The following is a 16753-nucleotide window of genomic DNA, read 5'->3' on the forward strand; positions in this document are numbered from 1 at the left end:
GGACTGCGGCATCCTGCGGCCATGCAGACGGAGCTGAGCAAGAAACTGGGAATCGAGCACGCCGTCTTCGGCTTCACGCCGTTCCCCGCCGTCGCCGCGGCCATCAGCCGGGCCGGGGGTTTCGGGGTGCTCGGCGCGGTCCGATACACGGCGCCGGACGACCTCAAACGCGACCTGGACTGGATCGAGGCCCATGTCGACGGCCGGCCGTACGGCCTGGACGTCGTCATGCCGGCCCGGAAGGTCGAGGGGGTGACCGAGGCCGAGGTCGAGGCGATGATCCCCGAGGGGCACCGCCAGTTCGTCCGGGACACCCTGGCCAAGTACGGCGTGCCCGAGCTGGCCGAGGGCGAGGCGTCCGGGTGGCGCATCACGGGGTGGATGGAACAGGTCGCCCGCAGCCAGCTCGACGTGGCCTTCGACTACCCGATCAAACTGCTGGCGAACGCCCTGGGCTCGCCGCCCGCCGATGTCGTGGCCCGCGCGCACGACCAGAATGTGCTTGTCGCGGCCCTCGCGGGCAGCGCCCGGCACGCGCGCAAGCACGCCGAGGGCGGCATCGACATCGTCGTCGCGCAGGGCTACGAGGCGGGAGGGCACACCGGCGAGATCGCCTCCATGGTGCTGACTCCCGAAGTCGTCGACGCCGTCGACCCGTTGCCGGTGCTCGCCGCCGGCGGTATCGGCAGCGGACGGCAGGTGGCCGCGGCGCTCGCCCTCGGCGCCCAGGGGGTCTGGCTGGGCTCCCTCTGGCTGACCGTCACCGAGGCCGACATGCACTCGACCGCGATCACGCAGAAACTGCTCGCGGCCGGCTCGGGCGACACCGTCCGCTCCCGCGCCCTGACCGGCAAACCCGCACGTCAGCTCCGCACCGACTGGACCGACGCCTGGGACTCCCCCGACGGACCCGGCACCCTCCCCATGCCCCTGCAGGGGCTGCTCGTCGCCGAGGCCGTGTCGCGCATCCAGAAGTACGAGGTCGCACCGCTCCTCGGCACACCGGTCGGTCAGATCGTCGGCCGGATGAACAGCGAGCGGAGCGTCCAGGCCGTCTTCGACGACCTGACCAGCGGTTTCGAGGAGGCCGTGAACCGAGTCAACCGGATCGCGGGACGGAACGCCGACGGAAGCAATGCCGAGGGAAGCGACACGGACGGAAAGGGCGGCCAGTCTTGAGCGAGAAGGTGAGCGAGAGCCCCAACGGTTTCTGGGCGCAGGCCGCCGCCGACCCCGAGCGCATGGTCCTCATCGCGCCGGACGGTGAGCAGTGGACCGCCGGACGGCTGCACGCCGCCACCAACCAACTGGTCCACGGGCTGCGCGCCGCCGGACTCGAACGCGGTGACGCCTTCGCCGTGGTCCTGCCCAACGGCGTCGAGTTCCTCGTGGCGTACCTGGCCGCCTCCCAGGCCGGGTTCTACCTGGTCCCGGTCAACCACCACCTCGTCGGGCCCGAGATCGCCTGGATCGTCTCCGACTCCGGCGCCAAGGTGCTCATCGCGCACGAGCGGTTCGCCGACGCGGCCCGAGCCGCCGCCGACGAGGCACAGCTTCCGGCGGAGCGGCGGTACGCGGTCGGCGAGGTCGACGGATTCCGGCCGTACGCCGGGCTCCTCGACGGACAGCCCGAGTCGCCGCCCGACGAGCGCACCCTCGGCTGGGTCATGAACTACACCTCGGGCACCACGGGCCGTCCGCGCGGCATCCGGCGCCCGTTGCAGGGCAAGCCGCCCGAGGAGGCGTACCTCGGCGGGTTCCTCGGCATCTTCGGCATCAAGCCGTTCGGCGGGAACGTCCACCTCGTCTGCTCGCCGCTCTACCACACCGCAGTGCTCCAGTTCGCGGGCGCGTCCCTGCACATCGGGCACCGCCTGGTACTGATGGACAAGTGGACGCCGGAGGAGATGCTCCGCGTCATCGACGCCCACAAGTGCACGCACACCCACATGGTGCCGACCCAGTTCCACCGGCTGCTGGCGCTGCCGGAACGGGTGCGGCGGGCGTACGACGTGTCGTCCATGCGGCACGCCATCCATGGTGCCGCGCCCTGCCCCGACCATGTGAAACGGGCCATGATCGACTGGTGGGGCGACTGTGTGGAGGAGTACTACGCGGCCAGTGAGGGCGGCGGGGCGTTCGCGACCGCCGAGGACTGGCTGAAGAAGCCCGGCACGGTCGGCAAGGCCTGGCCGATCAGTGAACTCGCGATCTTCGACGACGACGGCAACCGGCTGCCGCCCGGCGAACTCGGCACCGTCTACATGAAGATGAGCACCGGCGGCTTCGCGTATCACAAGGACGAGGGCAAGACGCGGAAGAACCGCATCGGGGACTTCTTCACCGTCGGCGACCTGGGTGTCCTCGACGAGGACGGCTACCTCTTCCTCCGGGACCGCAAGATCGACATGATCATCTCGGGCGGGGTCAACATCTACCCGGCCGAGATCGAGTCCGCCCTGCTCGCCCACCCCGCCGTCGCCGACGCCGCCGCCTTCGGCATCCCGAACGACGACTGGGGCGAGGAGGTCAAGGCGGTCGTGGAGGCGGCGCCCGGACATGTGCCGGGGCCCGACCTCGCCACCGAGATCCTCGGCCACTGCGCGCGCCAACTCGCCGGGTACAAGCGGCCCAAGAGCGTCGACTTCATCGACCGAATGCCGCGCGATCCCAACGGCAAGCTGTACAAACGGCGGTTGCGCGACCCGTACTGGGAGGGCCGTACGCGGCCAGTGTGAGCGGCCGTGTGAACGGTGGCGCGAACCGCGGTGTGGTCCCGCCCCGGCGACGGGGCGGAACCACACCGGACCGACCGTACTCATGTCCTTCGGGCCTTCGGGGCATCAGGCCTTCGGTAGGTCAGTCCGTCCGGCAGTTCATCAGCCGTGCACCCGGATCACCCGCAGCGCGGGCGACGACAGGATGTCCTTCTCGCAGAACCGTGCCTTGACCCACTTCTCGGCCGAGAACAGCCGAGTCTGGTCCGCGAAGTGGGGCGAGTTCGGATTCGACGACTGGGAGTACGTCAGCAGCGTGCGGGCCACCGGGCAGCGGCTGCCGTCCCAGCCCACGGCCTGGATGTGACTGGACCCGAACGCGTTGTCCCGGTAGCCGCCGTTCGCCGTGTCCCACACGGGCTCGATCTTGTTCCACACTCCCAGGGACTCGGTGCCGCCGCCGACCGGCAGGCGCCGACCGTTCCGTACGACGTACTGGTGGTCGCCGAGCCGGGCGTCCAGCGGGATGCCCGCCGCGCGCAGCTCCGTCACCGCGTCGGCGAGGGCCCTGGTGAAGCCCGGCGCGTCCGTGTTGAGCGTGTTGGGGGTACCGACCGGGTCCGCCGCAGAGAACGGCACCTTCCAGCGCTGCGCGGATGGCACAGCGCCGAGCAGCTTGCGCCAGAAGCGGTCGAAGAGCAGCGCCCCCCGGCTGTCGCTGTTCATGGTGCGGTCCCAGGACGCCAGCACACCGCACGCCTGGCTGACGTCAACTGCCGTACCGGAGCTACTGGTTGCCGTACCGCCCGGCAGGGCCGCGCAGGCCCGGGCCGCGTCGGCGGCGGCCAGCGCGCCCGACGTCGAACGGTTCGCGAACTGCTGCCGCTGGAGATCCGCGACCGTCAGCCCGCCCTTCGCGGCCAGCGCCGCCACATCGGCGACGGCACCACGGGTACGCGGTGAGGCGGCCGTGCGCACCGGGCCGAAGATCCGCTCGTAGCCGGTGATCGGCTTGTCGAGGTTGGTCAGCCACGCGCTGTCGTTGGAGTTCTCGACGTACGGCGTGTCCTTCAGCGTCGGCATCCGCGCGGGCCCGAAGATTCCGGGCGCCACTGCGTCCGGGTCGTCGCCGATCGCGCAGTCGGCGCGAGAGCCGTCGAGGACCGCGACGCCCGCCGCCGGGTAGAGGACCTTGCCGAGCGGCGTCGAGCAGGCGGCGGCCAACTCGTCGGTGATCCGGGGGAGTACCTGCGACTGGGCGAACAGGGAGTGCCCCGAGGAGTCGGCGGCGACGGTGTTCACCCAGGGTATGCCCTGGTGCTGGTCGAGGGAGTTGAGGACGTCGGCGGTACCGCGCGCCTTGCTGAAGCCGAGCGAGGTGTCGTAGAAGCGCAGGTTCGCCGCGTTCGGGTCGTTGAGCGCGTACGCCGTCGTCGTGGTCCAGGGCAACGGGAGATTGCCGGCGGGGGAGAGGACGACGGGGCCGTAGCGGGTCCACCACTGGGTGCGGGTCACCGGCGAGCCGTCCTTCACCGGGACGGTCACCGACCGGCGTGTCATCCGCTCGGGCCTGCCGTCGACCAGGTACGTCGTCGGGTCGGCGGGATCCAGCTTCAGCTGGTGGAGGCTGAGCGGCACACCGGTCGAGACGGTGTGGCTCCACGCCACGTTCGCGTTGTACCCGATGGAGATCGTCGGAGAGCCGAGCAACGACCCGCCCGCGACGTTCAGTTCACCCGGGATGGTCTGCTGGGACTGCCAGAACCGGCGTCCGCCCTGCCACGGGTAGTGCGGGTTGCCGAGCAGCAGGCCGCGGCCGTCGGCGGTCGTACTGCCGTTGAACGCGACGGCGTTGGAACCCATGTCGGAGAGGTCGAACAGCTCGCGCGCACCCTTGGCGGCGGCGGAGGCGCCCGGGAGAGCGGACTCCGTGGCCGTGGTCGTGCCTGTGGTGGACGCGGCCGGCGGCTGCGCGGCGGTGATCGCGTCGACGAGGCCGCCCTGTCCGCCGAGCACCGCGAGGGCGTAGGCGCGGGTGGCCACGTCGAGACCCGTCACGGGCCGGACCCAGGCGGCGCCCGCGCAGGCCGGGTCTTTGAATCGGTTCTGCTTCAGCCAGGCGTTGTAGCCGGCCGCCCAGCCGTTCATCAGGTCCTTGACGGCCTTGCTCGGGCCCAGCGGCGCGGGCTGGGCGATCAGCCGCTCGACCGTGCCGTTGTCCCGCACTCCACGGAAGTACAGATCGCTGGAGAGGTTGTCGGAGGCGTCGGAGAGCGAGAAGTCGCTCGCCGCCTCGGGCCCGAACCAGCGCGAGCGGTCCCCGCGCAGGGTCACGAAACCGTCGGCGAGCACACACACCTGGTCGGCGGCCTGCGCCCAGCCACTGCCGAAGCCGAGGTTCGCGTAGTCCTTCGCGACGATGTGCGGGATGCCGTACTCGGTGTAGCGGATCACGGCGGACAGACCGCCGTGGGACGGATGTTGCTGTGGCGCCTGCGATGCCTGTGACGGCCCGCTCTGCGCCGTGGCGGCGGGCAGTGCTGTCGTGGCGGTGAGTAATGCGGCGGCCGTGACGACGAGCCGTCTCAAACGGGTGCGCATCGTGCCTCCCAACGTCATTGAGGGAAGAAGCGGTTGAGCGTACCAACGGGTATGTTCCCTGACCCCCTCCGGTGCTTGACCTCGTTCGGTGACGGAACGAGGATCATGGGCTATGACGCAGCAATACGGGAGCACGGTTGACGGAGTGCTGCGGCGCAGCGCCCAGCGCGTTCCGGCGCGGACGGCGGTCGAGTACCGCGAGCGGGTCTGGACGTACGAGGAACTCGACGAGGCCGTCTCCCGTGCGGCGGGCGTTCTGCGTGCCGAAGGCCTGGCCCCCGGCGACCGGGTCGGCGCCTACGGCCACAACTCGGACGCCTACCTGATCGCCTTCCTCGCCTGCGCCCGGGCCGGACTCGTGCACGTCCCCGTCAACCAGAACCTCACCGGCGACGATCTCACCTACATCGTGGACCAGTCCGGCAGCACCCTGGTCCTGGCGGACCCGGACCTCGCCGACCGGCTCCCCGACGGCGTGCGGACCCTGCCGCTGCGCGACGCCGACGGCTCACTGCTCGCCCGGCTGGCCGACACCGCGCCCTACGACGGTCCCGAGTCGCGCACCGAGGACCTGGTGCAATTGCTGTACACCTCCGGGACCACCGCGCTGCCCAAGGGCGCGATGATGACCCACCGCTCCCTGGTGCACGAGTACCTGAGCGCGATCGCCGCCCTCGACCTGAGCCCCGGTGACCGGCCCGTGCACTCGCTGCCCCTCTACCACTCGGCGCAGATGCACGTGTTCCTACTGCCCTATCTCGCGGTAGGCGCCCCGAACGTCATCCTCGACGCACCGGACGGCGACGCGATCCTCGACCTCGTCGAAGCCGGTCGGGCGGACAGCCTGTTCGCACCGCCGACCGTGTGGATCGGCCTCGCGGGCCGCCCCGACTTCGCGACCCGCGACCTGAGCGGACTGCGCAAGGCGTACTACGGGGCGTCGATCATGCCGGTCCCCGTCCTGGAGCGGCTGCGCGAGCGGCTCCCGAAACTCGCCTTCTACAACTGTTTCGGCCAGAGCGAGATCGGCCCCCTCTCCATGGTTCTGGGGCCCTACGAGCACAAGGGCCGGCTGGACTCCTGCGGGCGCCCGGTTCTGTTCGTGGACGCGCGGGTGGTCGACGAGAACGGTGTGGAGGTGGCCGACGGCACGGCCGGCGAGGTCGTCTACCGGTCCCCGCAGCTGTGCGAGGGCTACTGGGACAAGCCCGAGGAGACGACAGCCGCTTTCCGCGACGGCTGGTTCCACTCCGGTGACCTGGCCGTCCGGGACGCCGACGGCTTCTACACCGTCGTCGACCGGGTGAAGGACGTCATCAACTCCGGTGGCGTACTGATCGCCTCACGTCAGGTCGAGGACGCCCTGTACACCCACGAGGCGGTCGCCGAGGTGGCCGTCGTCGGCCTTCCCGACGAGCGCTGGATCGAGGCGGTCACGGCGGTCGTCGTCGCGCGCGGCGAGGTGACGGAGGACGAACTCGTCGCCCACGCCCGCGAGAAGCTCGCCCACTTCAAGGCACCGAAGCGGGTTCTGTTCGTGGACGAGCTGCCGCGCAACGCGAGCGGGAAGATCCTCAAGCGCGAGCTGAGGGACCGGTTCGCGGATTCCTGACCGTCAGCCCTCCTCAGCGGCGGTGAAGGCCGCCTCCGAGGTGCTGACCGTCCCGGCGGTGCGCCCGGGGGCGCTCTGGTACTGCCAGTAGAGGTTGGTGTGCGCGATCACTTCGGCGGGTGCCGGAGCGCCGTACTTCGTGAGGTCCTGCGTGGTGTGGGCGTCACCGACGAGCGTCACGTCGTACCCGCGCACCAGGCCGCCGTGCAGGGTGGAACGGACACACGCGTCGGTCTGGGCACCCGTGACGACCAGTCGGCCGACCCCGTGCTCGGCGAGCACGTCCTCCAGCTCGGTGGCCTCGAAGGAGTCGCCGTATTTCTTGTGGACCAGCGGCTCGCTGTCGCGGCGGACCAGTTCCGGCACGTACTCCCAGCCTTCGCTGCCCGACTTCAGCTCGTCGCTGGAGTGCTGCACCCAGACCACGGGCACGCCCTCCGCACGGGCCTTGTCGACGAGGGTGTTGATGTTCGCGAGCACCTCGTCGCGGTTGTGGGCGCCGTCCACCACTTGGTTCTGGACGTCGATGACGAGCAGTGCGCTGTTCGGGCGGTCGGACAGGGTCGTCATGGGAACCTCTTCGTCTCCTCGGCGCGAATCCTGATAGCGCCACCCACACTAGAACCGACCACTGACAACGGCACCTGACCTGGTGTTTTCCCCGCCGACCCCCGCGTCCCGCAGCTCGGCGGCGGCACCGGGGCGGACCTTGCCGCGGACGGTGAGCCGTCCCCGGCACGGACCGCGCTACTTCTTCTCCGGCCCGTACGCCGTCATGAAGCGGTCCCGGAACTTGTCCATGCCCCACTCCGGGGCGTTGGCCGCGGGCTTGAGTCCGTCCGTCCAGCCCCAGTCGGCGACGCGGTCCAGCACCTTCGGGTCGCGGGCGACGATCGTGATGGGCACGTCCTTGTTGGTGGTGCCGCCCGTGACCGTCGGGACGGGCTGGTGGTCGCCGAGGAGGACGAGGACGGTGTTGTCGTCGCCGTAGCGCTGGACCCACTGGACCAGGCTGTCCAGGGAGTACTGGATGGCCTTGCGGTACTCGGTCCGCACGCGCTTGGCGCTCTTCCAGACCTCGGTGGGGTTCGTGCCCTCCGCCTTGATCTTGTTGAAGACCGAACCGTCCCCGAGGTCGTCCCAGTCGATCATGTGCGCGATGGGGGACCAGGGGTTGTGGCTGGAGGCCAGGATGATCTCCGCCATGATCGGGTCGCGGTCCTTCTTGCCGTGTTCCAGCTTCTGGAAGGCCTCCAGGCTGAACTGGTCCGGCACGGGCGTCCAGCTGAAGTACGGACCCTGGTAGCCGAGGTGCGTGGAGTCGTAGATGTTGTCGAGGCCGAAGTACTTGCCCTCGGGCCAGGACTTCCGCACGCCGGGGACGATGCCGACCGTGCGCCAGGCGCCGGTCTTCTGGAAGTAGCTGGTGAGGGTGGCGCGGTCACTGGTGGTCACTGTCCGGTACCGCTGCTGGTTCTTGATCCACAGACCGGACAGGAACGTCGTGTGGGCGAGCCAGCTGCCGGCGCCCGTCACGGGTGACGTGAGCCAGCCGCTGCGCGCCGCGAACCCGGCTGACTTGAGCCTGGCGTCGCCGTCCTTGAGCGTCGCGTCGATCTCCGGTGCCATCGCCGGATCGTCGATCGCCACCCGGCCGTAGCTCTCGACGAAGGTGAACAGCACGTCCTTGCCGCGCAGCCCGGTCAGCAGCTGGTCGGACGGGGTGTCGGCGAAGGCGTCGACGTGCAGCTGCTTCTCGAAGACCTCGGCGTCCCCGAGGCCTTCGCGGACGTACTGCACCTTGTTGGAGAGGTACTGGGAGTAGCCCTTGGTGGCGATCGTCACGCCGCCAGGCTGCACGCCCATGGTGAAGCAGACGATCCACGCGGTGCCGAGGACCAGCGTGCCGCGCACGGCCACGGGGCGGTGCCGGGCCATCAGGTCCGCCAGCCGCACCATCGCGAGCGCGCTCAGCACGAGAACGGCGATCAGCAGGACGATCACGCCGATCACCGCGAGCACCTCGCCCGAGCGACCGAGCGAGTCCTTGAGGAAGTCCACCGCGTTGCTCAGCAGAATCCAGTCGAAGACCAGGTCGAACGGCCGGGCCAGGGTCTGGTAGAAGCCCATGTCGAGGCACTTCAGGACGGTGGACAGCCCGAGGAACGCCCCCAGGACGACGGCCGCGATCCGCCGTGCCCTCGACGGCAGTACGAGCAGCACGGCAGCGAGGAAGATCGCCTCCACGGGCAGGCGGAGGAACGACTGCGGGGTGATCCGGTCGAGGCGGTTGGGCATGAGGAGCACGCCGAGCACCATCGCACCGGCCAGAACGCTCGTGCCCACCCGCACGGCCCGTGCGGCGCGGGGGAAACGACGGCGCCAGCCGAACCAGCCGGGGCGGGCGGCAGCGGAGGAGGCGGCGACGCTCGGGTCGGGTTCGTCGGTGGACGTGGAATCGGAGGCCGCCGCGTCGGCGGATCCGTCGTTGCCGGAGGCCTCGTGGGGGACGACAGCCTGGTCGGGTGTCTTCCCGTCCTCCGTGCCGCCGGCCGTGTCCGCCGCCGAAGGGCGTGCGTCCGGCGCTTGCGTCTCCACGGTCGTCGTCGGCCCGGTCGCTTCGTCCGTCGCGCCGGCCGCCTCCTCGTCCGCCGGCTCCACGGCCGCCGGGACGCCCGCTTCGGAGTCGTTCACCGCGGGAGCGGCCGAGGCCTCCTCGGGCGGGGTCCGGTCCGGTGCGTCCGCGTTCGTCTCCGGCAGTTGACGAGGGGGCGTGTGGTGCGACACCCGGGGTCCTTCCGTGCGAATCCGCTGATGGCACGGCGGACCGGGCCCGCAGGGCAGGACCGCCGACCTCGCGTACGGCCCTGCGTCACCCTCCGTTCAAACACCCGGGTCAACCGCGCGCACAGAGTACGCCCGTCGTCCCCCGTCCGGCCCACCGGCAGGTCGCGGCCCCGCCTACCGGTCCGCCCCGACCGCCACCTCCTGGGCCCACCGGTAGTCCGCCTTGCCGCTGGGCGACCGCTGTATCGTCTCGGTGATCACCAGCTGCCGGGGGATCTTGTAACCGGCCAGATGCCTACGGCAGTAGGACTGGACGTCCTCCAGCGAGGGCCGTGGCGCCCCCGTGCGCAACTGCACCACCGCCGCCACATGGTTTCCCCACCTCGGGTCCGGGACACCGGCCACGAGTGCGTCGTACACGTCCGGATGGGACTTGAGCGCCTGCTCGACCTCCTCCGGATACACTTTCTCGCCGCCGGTGTTGATGCACTGGGAACCCCGGCCGAGGACGGTCACGACGCCCTCCTCGTCGACCGTCGCCATGTCGCCGAGCAGCACCCACCGCTCGCCGTCCCTCTCGAAGAAGGTGTCCGCCGTCTTCCGCGGGTCGTTGTAGTAGCCGAGCGGTACGTTGCCGCACTGGGCGATCCGGCCCACCTCGCCCGCCGCCACCGGCTCGTGGGTGGCCGGATCCACCACCTGGGTCCGGAAGTTGACGCGGATACGGAAGCCGCGCTCGGGGCCCGAGTCCGCGGTCGCCGTACCGTTGAAGCCGGACTCCGACGACCCGAAGTTGTTCAGCAGCATCACGTTCGGGACCAGGGCCTGGAACTCGGCGCGGACCGTCTCCGACATGATCGCGCCGGACGACGAGACGCTGAACAGGGCCGAGCAGTCCGTGCCCTTCATGGGCCCGTTGAGGGCGTCGATCAGTGGACGCAGCATCGCGTCGCCCACCAGGGACACGCTGGTGACCTTCTCCCTCTCGATCGTGCGCAGCACGTCCTCGGCGGTGAACTTGCGGTGGATCACCACCCGCTGGCCGAAGTTGAAGCCGATGAAGGCGGTCAGGGTCGAGGTGCCGTGCATCAGCGGGGGAGTGGGGAAGAAGGTGATTCCCTCGCCGCCGGCCGCGACCCGCTCCGCCAGCTCCTGCGGGGACTTGACCGGCTCGCCGGTGGGGGCGCCACCGCCCAGGCCGGCGAAGAACAGGTCCTCCTGGCGCCACATCACGCCCTTGGGCATGCCGGTGGTGCCGCCGGTGTAGATGATGAACTGGTCGTCGCCCGAGCGGGCCGGGAAGCCCCGCTCCGGGGACCCGGCGGCCTCCGCCTCGGCGAAGGGCACTGCCTCCAGCTCGGGCGAGCCCGGCTCCGGTTCGCCCACGCGGATCAGGTGCCGCAACGCCGTGGCCCGCGGCCGTGCCGCCGCCACCCGCTCGGTGAACTCCGCGTCGAACACCAGGGCGGCGAGGGCGGCGTCCTGGTAGAGGTACACCAACTCCTCTTCCACATAGCGGTAGTTGACGTTGACGGGCACGACCCGTGCCTTCAGGCACCCAAGCACCGTCTGGAGGTACTCGACCCCGTTGTAGAGATGCAGGCCCAGATGCTCGCCCGGGCGTATCCCGCTGTCGATCAGATGATGGGCGACCCGGTTGGCGGCGGCATCCAACTCCGCGTAGGTCAGGCGGCGTTCCGCGCCCGTACCGGGATGGTCGAGGTACACGAGTGCCGCACGGTCCGGCACCACGTCCACGACCGACTCGAACAGGTCGGCAAGGTTGTACTCCACCGCTCCTCCTGACCCTGGGCATCCCTGGCGGTTGTCGGCTCGCCGTCATCAGAGCAAAGGGCGCGGCAACTGTGAAGGGGCGGCGCCGAAGAAATCTGACTACCTGTCAGAAAACCCTTGAAGTGCTTCCTCCGCTCCTGCAACCTGTTCTCGTTCTTTCACCTGTTCTCGTTCTTTCAGAGGGGAGATGGGCGATGGGTGGCACGGAACACCTGACCGTTCGGCGTGAGAACGCCACACTGGTGCTCACACTCAACCGGCCGGAAGCCAAGAACGCGCTCTCGCTGCCGATGCTCGTCGGGCTGTACGACGGCTGGGTCGAGGCGGACGCGGACGACGCCGTCCGCTCGATCGTGCTCACCGGGGCCGGGGGCGCCTTCTGCGCCGGGATGGACCTGAAAGCCCTGGCCGGGAGCGGTCTGGAGGGAGAGGAGTACCGCCACCGGCTCAAGGCCGACCCGGACCTGCACTGGAAGGCGATGCTCCGCCACCACCGCCCCCGCAAACCGGTGATATCCGCGATCGAGGGGTACTGCGTCGCCGGCGGCACCGAGATCATCCAGGGCACCGACATCCGGGTCGCGGGCGAGTCGGCGACCTTCGGACTCTTCGAGGTCAAGCGGGGACTCTTCCCGATCGGCGGCTCCACGGTCCGCCTCCAACGGCAGATCCCGCGCACCCACGCCCTGGAAATGCTGCTCACCGCACGCCCGTACAGCGCCCAGGAGGCCGCCGCCATCGGCCTGATCGGACACGTCGTCCCCGACGGAACCGCCCTGGACAAGGCCCTGGAGATCGCCGAACGCATCAACGCCTGCGGCCCGCTCGCCGTGGAGGCCGTCAAGGCCTCCGTCTACGAGACCGCCGAGATGACCGAGACCGAGGGCCTGGCCGCCGAACTCAAGCGCGGCTGGCCCGTCTTCGACACCGCCGACGCCAAGGAAGGCACCCGTGCCTTCGCCGAGAAGCGCCCGCCCGTCTACCGGCGGGCCTGACCCCGCGAAGGAGCACCCCGGGATGACCACCGAAGTCCTCAAAGCCCCCCTGGTCGTCGAATTCCCCTTCACCCGCTCCCTGGGTCCCGTCCAGAGCGCCTTCCTGACCGGCCTGCGAGAACAGGTCGTCCTCGGTGTCCGCACCACGGACGGCCGCACCCTCGTCCCGCCCGTCGAGTACGACCCGGTGACCGCCGACGAGATACGCGACCTCGTACAGGTCGCCCCCACCGGCACCGTCACCACCTGGGCCTGGAACCACGCCCCGCGCCGCGGCCAGCCCCTCGGCACGCCCTTCGCCTGGGTCCTGGTCCGGCTCGACGGCGCCGACACGGCCCTGCTGCACGCGCTCGACGCTCCCGGCCCCGACGCCGTCCACAGCGGCATGCGGGTCCGGATCCGCTGGGCGGCGGAGCGCACGGGCGCGATCACGGACATCGCCTGCTTCGAGCCCGACGACAGCGTGATCGGCGGTGAAGCGGCCGACCACGACGGGCGGTTCGAGTCCATGGTGACCGGCATCGTCGCCTCGGCCCGCCTCGACTACACCTACTCGCCCGGCCGCGCGCAGACCGACTACATCAACGCCCTCGCCGAGCGGCGGATCGTCGGCGAGCGCTGCCCGGCCTGCCGGAAGGTGTACGTCCCGCCCAGGGGCGCGTGCCCCACCTGCGGTGTCGCCACGGCCGAGCAGGTCGAGGTGGGGCCCGGGGGCACGGTCACCACCTTCTGCATCGTCAACATCAAGGCGCGCAACCTCGACATCGAAGTGCCCTACGTCTACGCGCACATCGCCCTCGACGGCGCTGACCTCGCCCTGCACGGCCGGATCGGCGGCATCCCCTACGACCAGGTCCGTATGGGACTGCGGGTGGAGCCGGTGTGGACGGAAGGGGGCCGCTATCCCGACCACTACCGGCCCACCGGCGAGCCCGACGCGGACTACGAGACGTACAAGGAGTCGCTGTGACACGCGAGATCGCCGTCGTCGCCTTCGCACAGACCGATCACCGGCGCACCAGCGACGAGCTCTCCGAAGTCGAGATGCTCATGCCGGTGCTGCACGAGGTGCTCGACCGGACCGGCCTGAAGACCAGCGACATCGGCTTCACCTGCTCCGGCTCCTCCGACTACCTCGCCGGCCGCGCCTTCTCCTTCACCCTCGCGCTCGACGGTGTGGGCGCCTGGCCGCCGATCTCCGAGTCGCACGTGGAGATGGACGGGGCGTGGGCGCTGTACGAGGCGTGGACCAAACTGCTCACCGGCGACACCGACACGGCACTCGTCTACGCGTACGGCAAGTCCTCGCCAGGCTCGGTGCGGGACGTCCTGACCCGGCAGCTCGACCCGTACTACGTGGCCCCCCTGTGGCCGGACTCCGTGGCACTCGCCGCGCTCCAGGCGCAGGCACTCATCGACGAGGGTTACACCGACGAGCCGGCGCTCGCCGCCGTCGCCGCCCGGAGCCGGGCGGACGCGCAGGCCAACTCTCATGCCCAGCTGCGGGGTTCGGTGCCGCACGGGGAGTACGTCGTGCATCCGCTGCGTACCGGCGACTGTCCGCCGATCGGCGACGGGGCCGCCGCCGTGATCCTCGCGGCCGGTGACCGCGCCCGGGAACTGTGCGAGCGGCCCGCCTGGATCCGGGGCATCGACCACCGCATCGAGGCACACTCGCTCGGCGTCCGCGAACTGACCGACTCGCCCTCGACGCGGCTCGCCGCCGAGAAGGCCGGCGCCTTCGAACGGCCTGTGGACACCGCCGAGTTGCACGCGCCGTTCACCTCGCAGGAGGTGGTCCTCAGAAAGGCCCTCCGGCTGGGCGACGACGTCCGTGTGAACCCCTCCGGCGGTGCCCTCGCCGCCAACCCGATCATGGCCGCCGGGCTCGTCCGCATCGGCGAGGCCGCCGCTCGTATCCACCGGGGCGAGTCCGACCGGGCCCTCGCCCACGCCACCTCCGGGCCCTGTCTCCAGCAGAACCTGGTCGCCGTACTCGAAGGGGAGCCCCGTCATGTCCAGTGAACCCGTGGCGGTCGTCGGGATCGGCCAGACCAAGCACGTCGCCGCCCGCCGGGACGTGTCCATGGCCGGGTTGGTGCGGGAGGCAGCCCAACGTGCCCTGACTGACGCCGAGTTGACGTGGGCCGACATCGACGCCGTCGTCATCGGCAAGGCGCCCGACTTCTTCGAGGGCGTCATGATGCCCGAGCTGTATCTCGCCGACGCGCTCGGCGCGGTCGGCAAACCGATGCTGCGCGTGCACACGGCAGGCTCGGTCGGCGGATCCACGGCCCTGGTCGCCACGAACCTCGTCAGGTCCCGCGTCCACGCCACCGTCCTCACCCTGGCCTACGAGAAACAGTCCGAGTCGAACGCCATGTGGGGACTCTCCCTGCCGATCCCCTTCCAGCAGCCGCTGCTGGCCGGCGCCGGCGGCTTCTTCGCCCCGCACGTGCGCGCGTACATGCGGCGCAGCGGCGCCCCCGACACGGTCGGCTCGCTGGTCGCGTACAAGGACCGGCGCAACGCGCTTCTGAACCCGTACGCGCATCTGCACGAGCACGACATCACGCTGGAGAAGGTCCAGGCCTCGCCCATGCTGTGGGACCCGATCCGCTACTCCGAGACCTGCCCCTCCTCCGACGGCGCCGTCGCGATGATCCTCACCGACCGTGCCGGCGCCGGACGCGCACCTCGCCCGCCCGCCTGGCTGCACGGCGGCGCGATGCGCAGCGAACCCACGCTCTTCGCGGGCAAGGACGCCGTTTCGCCGAAGGCGGGCCAGGACTGCGCGGCCGACGTGTACCGGCAGGCCGGGATCGCCGACCCGCGCAGGGACATCGACGCCGTCGAGATGTACGTCCCGTTCTCCTGGTACGAACCCATGTGGCTGGAGAACCTCGGCTTCGCCGCCGAGGGCGAGGGCTGGAAGCTCACCGAAGCGGGGGTCACCGAGCTCGACGGTGATCTGCCCGTCAACATGTCGGGCGGTGTTCTGTCGACCAATCCGATCGGCGCCTCCGGCATGATCCGCTTCGCGGAAGCAGCCCTTCAGGTGCGCGGGCTGGCCGGAGAACACCAGGTGGACGGGGCCCGCAGGGTCCTCGGGCACGCCTACGGCGGTGGCTCGCAGTTCTTTTCGATGTGGCTCGTCGGCAGCGAACCGCCCACCTCCTGAAGCGTCCCCCTCACGTGGCCTGTCGGCGGCAGGAACCGATGGCTAGGCTGACGGCGGACGACGTAACCGGGAGGAGCACGGACGTGGCCGAGAGCACGATCCAGGAGCACCCGCTCGCGGGCTGGGACAAGCCGGAGCTGGACCTCAGCAACGCCGACTGGCAGTCCAGCAGCAGCGGGCGAGGGGATGTCCAGATCGCTTTTGTCGAGGGGTTCATCGCGATGCGCAACAGTGGCCGCGCGCACAGCCCTTCCCTGATCTTCACGCCCGCGGAGTGGGGCGCGTTCGTTTCGGGGGCACGGGAAGGGGAGTTCGACCTGACCTGAGACCGCGTCGACCTTGAGGTGGGGCCGCGACAGGGGCTGCCCGGCGGAAGGCGGGGCCGCCCCTGCGGTGCTAATGGATGCCTCGGGGATTACCATTAGCCTCATGCGGGACCCGATCACCAGCGACATCACGAGCGACGCGCGGCTTGCCCTCGACCTCGCCCTCACCGTCCGCCACGACGGCGACGGCGGCATCGCCGACGACCTCACCGACACCGCCGGCCTCACCACCTGGGTCCGCGCCCACCGCGACGCCCTGCCCGGCACGGACGGCTTCGTCGCCGACGAGGCGGAACTGGCCGCCGTACGAGAGCTGCGCGCCGCCGTACGGACCCTCTTCGCCCGCGCGGTGCGGCCCGGGGAACCGAGCCCGGCCGACGCGACCCGGCTGCTGCCCCTGGCCGAGGCGCTGCGCCGGCTCAACGAGGCCGCCGCCCGCACGCCCACCGTCCCCGTGCTCGACTGGGCCGACGACGCCGAACCCGTCGTACGTCACCAGGGCGTCCGGGGTGAGGGGGAGGTCGTGGCCGTACTCGCGCGTGCCGCCGTCGGCTTTCTCGCCGGTGCGGACCGGGAACGCCTGCGGGCCTGCCACGCTCCGCGCTGTGTGCGCTACTTCCTCAAGGAGCATCCGCGCCAGGAGTGGTGCAGGCCCGCCTGCGGGAACCGGGCCCGCGTCGCCCGCCACCACGAGCGGCACAAGCAGTCCGGCTAGGGCCTGTGTGCGTGTGCCACGCCCG

13 protein-coding genes are annotated in these 16753 nt (G+C 70.6%); 9 read left to right on the plus strand and 4 right to left on the minus strand.

What is annotated here, in order from left to right; translation table 11 throughout:
- The first annotated feature begins 21 nt into the window (after positions 1–21).
- Both OG595_RS40310 and OG595_RS40315 read left to right on the plus strand, forming a co-directional pair.
- A complete protein-coding gene (locus OG595_RS40310) occupies positions 22–1179 on the plus strand; it encodes an NAD(P)H-dependent flavin oxidoreductase (RefSeq protein WP_329281009.1) in 1158 nt (385 codons plus the stop codon).
- Positions 1180–1187: 8 nt separating this feature from the next.
- Positions 1188–2738 (plus strand): acyl-CoA synthetase, encoded by a 1551-nt coding sequence (locus OG595_RS40315; protein ID WP_329283572.1) that lies wholly within the window; start codon positions 1188–1190, stop codon positions 2736–2738.
- Positions 2739–2879: 141 nt separating this feature from the next.
- Here the strand turns inward: OG595_RS40315 and OG595_RS40320 are convergent, their stop codons facing one another.
- Complete coding sequence (locus OG595_RS40320) at positions 2880–5318, minus strand: penicillin acylase family protein (protein WP_329281011.1); 2439 nt, start codon at positions 5316–5318, stop codon at positions 2880–2882.
- Between the two features lie 112 nt (positions 5319–5430).
- Between OG595_RS40320 and OG595_RS40325 the strand changes: the two genes are divergently transcribed.
- Positions 5431–6930, plus strand: a complete 1500-nt coding sequence (locus tag OG595_RS40325; RefSeq protein ID WP_329281013.1) for an acyl-CoA synthetase — start codon at positions 5431–5433, stop codon at positions 6928–6930.
- Positions 6931–6933: 3 nt separating this feature from the next.
- Here the strand turns inward: OG595_RS40325 and OG595_RS40330 are convergent, their stop codons facing one another.
- From OG595_RS40330 to OG595_RS40340, 3 genes are all read right to left on the minus strand, one after another.
- On the minus strand, positions 6934–7500 hold the full coding sequence (locus tag OG595_RS40330) for a cysteine hydrolase family protein (RefSeq protein ID WP_329281015.1): 567 nt from the start codon (positions 7498–7500) through the stop codon (positions 6934–6936).
- A 177-nt stretch (positions 7501–7677) separates the two neighbouring features.
- Positions 7678–9717, minus strand: a complete 2040-nt coding sequence (locus OG595_RS40335; RefSeq protein ID WP_329281016.1) for a sulfatase — start codon at positions 9715–9717, stop codon at positions 7678–7680.
- A gap of 174 nt (positions 9718–9891) precedes the next feature.
- Positions 9892–11511 (minus strand): acyl-CoA synthetase, encoded by a 1620-nt coding sequence (locus OG595_RS40340; protein WP_329281018.1) that lies wholly within the window; start codon positions 11509–11511, stop codon positions 9892–9894.
- Positions 11512–11705: 194 nt separating this feature from the next.
- Between OG595_RS40340 and OG595_RS40345 the strand changes: the two genes are divergently transcribed.
- From OG595_RS40345 to OG595_RS40370, 6 genes are all read left to right on the plus strand, one after another.
- Positions 11706–12506: a crotonase/enoyl-CoA hydratase family protein gene (locus OG595_RS40345; RefSeq protein WP_329281020.1), complete on the plus strand. Its 801-nt coding sequence runs from the start codon at positions 11706–11708 to the stop codon at positions 12504–12506.
- 22 nt (positions 12507–12528) lie between these two features.
- Positions 12529–13476 carry a Zn-ribbon domain-containing OB-fold protein gene (locus tag OG595_RS40350; RefSeq protein WP_329281022.1) on the plus strand — a complete coding sequence of 316 codons (948 nt, stop codon included), beginning with the start codon at positions 12529–12531 and terminating at the stop codon, positions 13474–13476.
- On the plus strand, positions 13473–14531 hold the full coding sequence (locus OG595_RS40355) for a thiolase domain-containing protein (RefSeq protein ID WP_329281024.1): 1059 nt from the start codon (positions 13473–13475) through the stop codon (positions 14529–14531). The genes OG595_RS40350 and OG595_RS40355 overlap by 4 nt, the downstream gene beginning before the upstream one ends.
- Positions 14521–15687, plus strand: coding sequence for a thiolase domain-containing protein (locus OG595_RS40360; RefSeq protein ID WP_329281026.1), 1167 nt, complete (start codon positions 14521–14523; stop codon positions 15685–15687). The genes OG595_RS40355 and OG595_RS40360 overlap by 11 nt, the downstream gene beginning before the upstream one ends.
- Positions 15688–15770: 83 nt before the next feature.
- Positions 15771–16013, plus strand: coding sequence for a DUF397 domain-containing protein (locus OG595_RS40365; protein ID WP_329281027.1), 243 nt, complete (start codon positions 15771–15773; stop codon positions 16011–16013).
- 103 nt (positions 16014–16116) lie between these two features.
- Positions 16117–16728, plus strand: a complete 612-nt coding sequence (locus OG595_RS40370) for a CGNR zinc finger domain-containing protein (RefSeq protein ID WP_329281029.1) — start codon at positions 16117–16119, stop codon at positions 16726–16728.
- Positions 16729–16753: the final 25 nt, after the last annotated feature.

The sequence above is a fragment of the Streptomyces sp. NBC_01451 genome (genome assembly GCF_036227485.1).
In the GTDB taxonomy this organism is placed as follows: domain Bacteria; phylum Actinomycetota; class Actinomycetes; order Streptomycetales; family Streptomycetaceae; genus Streptomyces.

Bases quoted from the DNA above. Each gene is read 5' to 3' on its own strand.
- OG595_RS40310 (WP_329281009.1), top strand. From the start codon at position 22: ATGCAGACGGAGCTGAGCAAGAAACTGGGAATCGAGCACGCCGTCTTC.
- OG595_RS40320 (WP_329281011.1), bottom strand. From the start codon at position 5,318: ATGCGCACCCGTTTGAGACGGCTCGTCGTCACGGCCGCCGCATTACTC.
- OG595_RS40345 (WP_329281020.1), top strand. From the start codon at position 11,706: ATGGGTGGCACGGAACACCTGACCGTTCGGCGTGAGAACGCCACACTG.
- OG595_RS40360 (WP_329281026.1), top strand. From the start codon at position 14,521: ATGTCCAGTGAACCCGTGGCGGTCGTCGGGATCGGCCAGACCAAGCAC.
- OG595_RS40370 (WP_329281029.1), top strand. From the start codon at position 16,117: ATGCGGGACCCGATCACCAGCGACATCACGAGCGACGCGCGGCTTGCC.
- OG595_RS40350 (WP_329281022.1), top strand. From the start codon at position 12,529: ATGACCACCGAAGTCCTCAAAGCCCCCCTGGTCGTCGAATTCCCCTTC.
- OG595_RS40330 (WP_329281015.1), bottom strand. From the start codon at position 7,500: ATGACGACCCTGTCCGACCGCCCGAACAGCGCACTGCTCGTCATCGAC.
- OG595_RS40325 (WP_329281013.1), top strand. From the start codon at position 5,431: ATGACGCAGCAATACGGGAGCACGGTTGACGGAGTGCTGCGGCGCAGC.